The 7,075-nt window shown below is 72.4% G+C and carries 6 protein-coding genes and 1 pseudogene; all 7 read left to right on the forward strand.

Features of this window, described 5'->3' with window-relative positions:
- Positions 1-453 (forward strand): hypothetical protein (locus AB1609_12555; protein ID MEW6047293.1); only part of this gene is annotated, 453 nt, incomplete at its 5' end.
- A complete protein-coding gene (locus AB1609_12560; protein ID MEW6047294.1) occupies positions 450-1,784 on the forward strand; it encodes a nitrogenase component 1 in 1,335 nt (444 codons plus the stop codon). The genes AB1609_12555 and AB1609_12560, both read left to right, overlap by 4 nt.
- 13 nt (positions 1,785-1,797) lie before the next feature.
- Positions 1,798-2,538, forward strand: a pseudogene (locus AB1609_12565) (nitrogenase iron protein NifH).
- A gap of 158 nt (positions 2,539-2,696) precedes the next feature.
- Positions 2,697-4,349: an ABC transporter substrate-binding protein gene (locus tag AB1609_12570; GenBank protein ID MEW6047295.1), complete on the forward strand. Its 1,653-nt coding sequence runs from the start codon at positions 2,697-2,699 to the stop codon at positions 4,347-4,349.
- 6 nt (positions 4,350-4,355) lie between these two features.
- Positions 4,356-5,321, forward strand: a complete 966-nt coding sequence (locus AB1609_12575) for an ABC transporter permease (GenBank protein MEW6047296.1) — start codon at positions 4,356-4,358, stop codon at positions 5,319-5,321.
- Positions 5,305-6,177, forward strand: a complete 873-nt coding sequence (locus AB1609_12580; GenBank protein MEW6047297.1) for an ABC transporter permease — start codon at positions 5,305-5,307, stop codon at positions 6,175-6,177. The genes AB1609_12575 and AB1609_12580 overlap by 17 nt, the downstream gene beginning before the upstream one ends.
- A partial coding sequence (locus AB1609_12585; protein MEW6047298.1) for an ABC transporter ATP-binding protein occupies positions 6,177-7,075 on the forward strand: 899 nt, incomplete at its 3' end. The genes AB1609_12580 and AB1609_12585, both read left to right, overlap by 1 nt.

Here is a 7,075-nt window from a genome sequence, read left to right on the forward strand (position 1 = left end):
CTGGGGGTCGACCTGAGTGTGCAGGTGGCGGCCGCCGGAGAGGCGGCGCGGCGGTCCATGGCCACCGCCCGGGCGGCGGTGGCCGGGATGCGCGCCGCCGTGGCGGCGTTTTCCGGGGGCACGCTTGGCGCCGCACGCTTTCTGGCGGAAGTAGGGGCCCAACCCGCGCTGCTCCTCACAAGCCACCTCTCCCGGCAGGACGCCCGCGAGCGCGACGCTCTGCTGGCACGGGGGTTCGACCCCCTGGTGGGACTAGCCCGGGGGACGGCTCAACTAGCGCCTCTCCTGCGGTCTCTGGGCATCAAACTCTACGCCGGCCACGGCGACCGCTACAGCTTGGCCGGGCTGGGCATCGGCCACCTCCACCCGGAGCCGCCGCGGGCCCGCTGGGGCTACGAGGCCGCCCGGTGGGCTGCGGACGCGGTGGCGGCGGCTGGGAGGCCTTCCCGATGACCGCCCCGCGCGTCACGGCTCCCCAGCCCACGGACTACCTGGGGGTCGTCTGGGCCCTGGCCGGGGTCGAAGGTGTCCGGATCGTCGGCCACGGAGCGTCCGGGTGCAGCTTCTACGACTACCTCGGGCTCCGGGACCTGCAGCCGGCAAGGTGGCCCCTGCCCCTCTTTTCAGCCGGGTTCGAGGAGGCCGACGTCGGCCTCGGCGGCGAAGACCGGCTGGCCCAAGCCGTACTGGAGGTGGACCGGGTCTACCGCCCGGAGGTCATCGCTCTGGTGAACGTCACCGTGGGCGGGCTCATGGGTGCCGACCCGGTCGCTCTCGCGCGGGAGCTTGCGCCCCAGGTGCGGGCACGCATCGTGAGCTTCGCCGGCGGGGGGTACCGCGGACCGTACACCGTGGGCGAGGCCGAAGCCCTGGCAGTGCTTGCGGCGGAGGTGGTGGAAAAGGGCCCGTCCCGGTCACGCCCGGCCGCCCCCGGGGACGGAGCAGCACGGCGGGGCGGCCCGGTGGTGAACCTCATCGGGGCCACCTGGGAAACGTTCAACTGGGCCTCGGACCGGGCGGAGATCGAGCGGCTGCTGGCCCTTCTCGGCGTACGGGTGGGGACCGTCCTCTCCGCCGGCACCTCCGTCGCTGCGCTGCGCCGCGCCGGCGCCGCGCACCTCAACCTGGTGGTGCGCGACGTGGGGCTGGAAGCGGCGGAGGTTCTGAAGGCGCGCTTCGGAACCCCGTACCTGTACGGCCTGCCCTTCGGCGCCGAGGGTACGCGCACCTGGCTGGAGGAGGTGGCGGGGGTGCTGGGTGTCGGCCCGGCGCGCGAGGCCCTGGAGTGCGACCTGCGCCGGTACCGGATCGACTTTTGCACGCTCTCCCCCTGGCGAGGGATGCACCACCACCTGCGGCTGGCGATCTGCGCGCCATACGACTACGCCCTGGGCCTGACGCAGTTGCTGGCCGGCGAGTGGGGGCTGCCGGTGGAGCTCGTGGCCCTACCCGTGCCTCCCCTGGGCCCGGGGCATGACCCCGCAGGTGACGCCGTGCGGAGGCTAAAGGGGGCAGGCGCCGCCCGCGTGCAGGTGGCCCCCGGCGAGGACGGGCTGGCGGCTGCCCTGGCCGACCTGCAGCCCCATATCCTCCTGGGTAGCAGCGAGGACGAGCAGCTGGCTCCGCAGACCCTCGTGCACGTCCGGGCCTCCTTTCCGTCCTGGGACCGAATGCACTTCCACGATGGGACGCCGTTCGTGGGCCCTCGGGGCAGCCGGTACCTGGCACAGGTGCTTGCAAACGACATGCTCGCAGCTCTGGCAAGAGGGCAACGGCCCGAGTAGCGGAGGAAGGCGTATGCGGAGGATTGCCATCTACGGCAAGGGCGGCATCGGCAAGTCGACCACCGCCGCCAACCTCGCCGCAGCCCTGGCGGAGCGGGGCCTGCGCGTGATGCAGGTGGGGTGCGACCCGAAGGCGGATTCGACCCTGTACCTGACCGGGCGCCGGGTGGTCACGGTGCTCGATCTACTGAAGACGCGACGCACCCTGGCCCTGTCGGACATCGTCCACGAGGGCTTCCAGGGGGTTCTGTGCATCGAAGCCGGCGGGCCCACGCCGGGCTTGGGCTGCGCCGGGCGGGGGATCATCACCGCCTTCGAGCAGTTCGACGCGCTCCGTGCCTTCGAGGTGTACCGCCCCGACGTGGTGCTGTACGACGTCCTGGGCGACGTGGTCTGCGGCGGTTTCGCCATGCCGATCCGGGCGGGGTACGCCCGCGAGGTCTTCATCGTCACCTCCGGCGAGCGGATGGCCCTCTACGCGGCGTACAACATCGCTCAGGCGGTGGCCCAGTTCCGGGGGCGGGGTTATGCCCGGCTGGCGGGGTTGATCCTGAACCGCCGGGGAATCCCGGGCGAGGAGCAGATCGTCGCCGGGGCGGCTCAGGAGGACCTGGGCACCGAACTCCTGGCCACCATCCCCCGGGACCCGCTGGTCCAGGAGTGCGAGAACAGGGGGGTAACGGTCATGGAAGGGGCGCCCGACTCCGAACTGGCCCGGATTTACCGCCGGCTGGCAGAGGCGGTCCTGGCCGCCTCGGAGGACGTCCCGGCGGGTCGCCCCGAGCGCGGCACCGCGACGCGGCGCCCGCTGCCCCTGGCACCGCTCGGGGTGGACAGGCTCGACGGCGAGGCCGTCGCGTTGCGCCCCTGCGAGCCCGGCAGACTCGCTCACAAGGGAGAGGAATGGGGCAAGTGAAAGGCCACAGGAAGCCACTCACCTTCGTGCTTCTCGTGCTGGGGCTCGTCGCTGCGGCGGCCTGTGGACGCGCGGTGGGCGCCGGGAGCAGGACCGGTGTGTCCGGGGCGGGCAGCCGCGAAGGCCACGCGGCCGCGGGAGTTGCTGCAGGGCGCGCCGTGGGCGGCCAGCGCCTGTGCATCGCTATCGGCCACGGGCTCGACTACATCGGGGTCGATCCTTTCGGACCCGGGCGGGAGGATACTCTCCTGGCGACCATCGTGTACGAGCCCCTCTTGCTCGAAACGGCGGACGGGAAGCTGGAGCCCGGCCTGGCTGAGCGGTGGGAGTCGGACCCCAGCGGCACGCGCTGGACGTTCTACCTGCGTCGGGGGGTCACCTTCCACGACGGCACCCCGTTCGACGCACGGGCCGTGGCCTGGGCCTACGAGCGCTACCTGAAGGACCCGGACAAGGCGCGCAGGCTCGGCGAGCCCCAGATCCAGGTCGTGGACGACTACACCGTCACCTTCCGCCTCAAGCGGCCCCACGCTCCCTTCCTCAGCGTGGTCGGTAACTTCTCCACGGTGATCCCGAGCCCGAAGTCCTACGACGGCCAGGGCAAGCTCCTCCGGCCCATCGGCACCGGCCCCTTCCAGGTGCGCCGCTTCACGCGCGAGCACGTGGTACTGACCCGTTACGAGAACCACTGGCGCCAGGCGCCACCCCTCAAAGAGGTGGAGGTCAAGTATATCCCCGACCCCATCACCATGATCCTGGCGTTGGAGGCCGGGGAGGTCGACGTGATCGGGGCCGACGGGTACGGCATTCCCCACAACGAGATCCGTCGCCTGGAGCAGGACGCACGGTTCCGCGTGCTGGTGAACACGGAGGGTAGCGCCCTGGAGTGGATCGGGTTCAACCTGCACCGCCCGCCCTTCGACGACCTGCGGGTCCGCCAGGCGTTCAATTACGCCATCGACCGGGAGGCCATCACCCGTCGGGTGCTGGAGGGTTACGCCGTGCCGGCCCGGGGGCCGATCGGCTATGACGCCAGCATCCCCTGGACGAACACGGCCATCGAGGGCTACCGCCACGACCCCGACCGGGCCCGGGCCCTGCTGGAGGATGCCGGCTGGATAGACGCGGATCGCGATGGCATCCGGGAACGGGACGGTCAGCCTCTCCGGGTCACCCTCCTCTTCGAACCCACCCGGGACTGGAAGCTCGTGGCCGAAGCGCTGCGCACCCAGCTCCGGCAGGTGGGGATGGACATCCGCCTGGAGATGCGCGACGGGGCCATCATCCGGGATATGCAAAAGCGCGGGGAGTTCCAGGCAGCGGCCCAGGGAAGCATCGGCAAGAACCTGGTCGACCCGTACTACTACCTGATCTGGTACTACAGTTCCTGGGGCCGCGGCACGCTGCTGCGGGACCCCGAGCTGGATCGGCTCATCGCCCGGTCCATGGCGACCCTGGACCGCAGCGAGCGCCAGCAACTGTACGACCGGATCCAGATCCGCATCATGGATACCCTCCCCGGGGCCTACCTGCACCACCCGGCCCGGGTGACCGTCATCCGGGCGGACGTAGAGGGGTGGGAGTTCGCCGGGACCATGGACCCGCTGCGGCTCCTCTGGAAGGTTTCGCGGCGGGCGGCCGGAGGGTGAATCGCGGTGCCCGCAGCCCTGGGACACGCCCTCCGGCGGCTCCTGGCCCTTCCGGCCGTGCTGCTGGGCGTCACCCTCCTGACGTTCCTGCTCACCGGGCTCATCCCCGGCGACGTGGCGGAGGAGCTCATCTTGCGCCGCGGCGGGCAGCCCACCCCGGAGGTGGTGGCGGCCCTGCGAGCCCAACTGGGGCTCGACGACCCAGCCCCGTTGCGGTACCTGCGCTGGCTCGGGCGGGTGATCCGCCTGGACCTGGGTGAGTCATGGCAGACGGGGGAGCCGGTGGGCCCTCTGCTGCTCGACCGGCTCCGGGCCACATTGACCCTGACAGGCGTCGCCCTCTGCATCGGTGTGGTGGTGGCGGTGGGCCTCGGCACGTGGGCAGCCGCCCGCCCCGGCAGCCCGGGGGACCGTCTCACCCTGGGCGTCACCCTCCTTCTGAAGTGCACGCCGGACTTCGTGCTGGGGTTCGTGCTCCTGTATTTCCTGGCGGTTCGCTGGCCCGTGCTCCCGCTGACCGGCGCCGGCACGTGGCGGCACGTCGTGCTACCTGCCCTCGTGCTGGGGCCGGGCCTGGGCGCCAGCCAGGCGCGGCTGCTGCGGGCAGGCATCCTGGAAGCGCTCCGGGAGCCGTTCATCCTGGCCGCCCGGGCCCGGGGGCTGGCAAGGAGAGCCGTCCTGGTGCGCCATGCCCTGCGGGCGGCGCTGGTGCCCGTCGCTACCTCCCTCGGGAACGCAACGGGCTTCCTCCTGGGCGGCTCGGTGATCGTAGAGGCCATCTTCGGCTGGCCGGGGGTGGGGCAGCTGGCCATCCGGGCGGTGGGAGCCCGAGACCTTCCGGTGCTTCAGGGCTACGCCCTGGTCATGGCCGCGCTGGTGGTGCTGGTGAACCTCGCGGTGGACCTGCTTTACCCGCTTCTGGATCCCCGCATCGCGCTGGAGGGAGGGGGAAGCGGTGTCGCCGGGCGCTAGCCCGGTGGCTCGGGCTGGCCGGCAGGCCGGCGCGTGGCTGGCGCACATGGCCCCCGCCGCTGCCGGCGGAACCCTCGTTGTCGGCCTGGTGCTGGCCGCCGTCCTCGCCCCCTGGCTCGCTGCCGCAGACCCCACCGACGGCGACATCGCCGCCCGCCTGCTTCCCCCGGGTCAAGGCCACCCGCTGGGGACGGATCCCCTCGGCCGGGATCTCTTCGCCCGCCTCCTCTACGGGGGCCGCCAGTCCCTCGGGGCGGCCGGAGCCGTGGCCGCCATCACCCTGGGGCTCGGCCTCACGGTGGGAACGGTCGCGGGGTACTTCGGCGGGTGGGTGGACGGGCTCCTGATGCGCCTGGCGGACCTGATCCGGGCGTTTCCGGGCCGCATCCTGGGGCTCGTCCTGGTTGGCGTCGTGGGCCCGGGGCCGTCGGGGCTGGTGCTGGCCATGGCGGCCGTCTCCTGGGTGCCGCAGGCCCGCCTCGTACGCGGCCTCACCCTGTCGCTGCGCGAGCAGGAGTATGTCCTGGCGGCACGCGTCTCCGGCCTGTCGGCCCTGGCCATCGTGCTCCGCCACATCGTGCCCGGGGTGCTCCCCCACGTCGCCGTGGTGGCGGCGCTCGACATGAGCTGGTTTTTGATGTCGATCTCCTCCCTGTCGCTGCTGGGGTTGGGGGTCCAGCCCCCGACTCCCGAGTGGGGGATGATGGTCAACGAGGCCCGCCCGTACTTTCGCACCCACCCGCACCTCCTCTTCTGGCCCAGCCTGGCGATCATGCTGGCGGTGCTCGGGTTCACGCTCCTCGGCGAGGGCCTCCGGGACGCCTGGGACCCGCAGCGCAGGGGGGCCCAGCACTGATGGCCCGTATCCTCCCAGAGCTCCGAGAACGCGCCGCAGCGTCGGCCCCGCGTGGGACCCCTCCGGGGCCGCTTCTCCGGGTGCAAGACCTGACCGTGGCGTACCGGCGCCCGGGAGGCTTCGCCCTTCGGGGAACCCGCACCGGCCGTCCGGCAGCGGAGCGGGGGATCGAGCCGCAAGCCCGGGAATTCCTGGCCCTGGACGGCGTCTCGTTGGAGATGGCGCCGGGAGAGACCGTGGCCCTGGTAGGCGAATCCGGGTGCGGGAAGAGCACGCTCGCCCTGACGGTGCTCCGGCTCCTCCCGCCGGGCGGGCGCATCGTGCGGGGGAGCGTGCACCTGGACGGGCAGGATCTCCTGGCCCTCCCGGAGCCCGCCTTGGAGGGGCTACGGGGAGCCGCCATAGCGCTGGTGCCCCAGGACGCCCTTTCCTCGCTGAACCCGTTCTTGACGGTGGGCCGGCAGGTGGCGGAAGCCATCGACCCGCGGCGGCGAAAGCCCAGGGCGCAGGTCCGCCAGCGGGCCGCCGAGCTCCTTGCCCTGGTGGGCATACCCGATCCCTCGGCCCGGCTGCGCCAGTACCCGCACGAACTGAGCGGCGGCCTGCGGCAGCGGGTCCTCATCGCCATGGCGCTGGCGCGCTCGCCCAGGCTCCTCGTCGCCGACGAGCCCACCACGGCCCTGGACGCCACGCTGCGGTTCCAGATCCTGGACCTGCTGGGCCGGCTACAGCGTGAGCTGGGCCTGGCCCTGCTCCTCGTGACCCACGACCTCCGGGCCGCGGCCGCCCTGGACTGCCGGGTGGTGGTGATGTACGGGGGACAGGTGGTGGAGTCGGGCCCGGCCACCCAGGTCCTCGGCTGCCCCGAGCATCCCTATACCTCCGCGCTCCTGGCAGC

This window comes from Bacillota bacterium, from assembly GCA_040754675.1.
GTDB lineage: Bacteria > Bacillota > Limnochordia > Limnochordales > Geochordaceae > Geochorda.

What these genes read in the sequence shown, in the direction of transcription:
- AB1609_12560 (MEW6047294.1), top strand. Translation starts at nt 450, where the DNA reads ATGACCGCCCCGCGCGTCACGGCTCCCCAGCCCACGGACTACCTGGGG.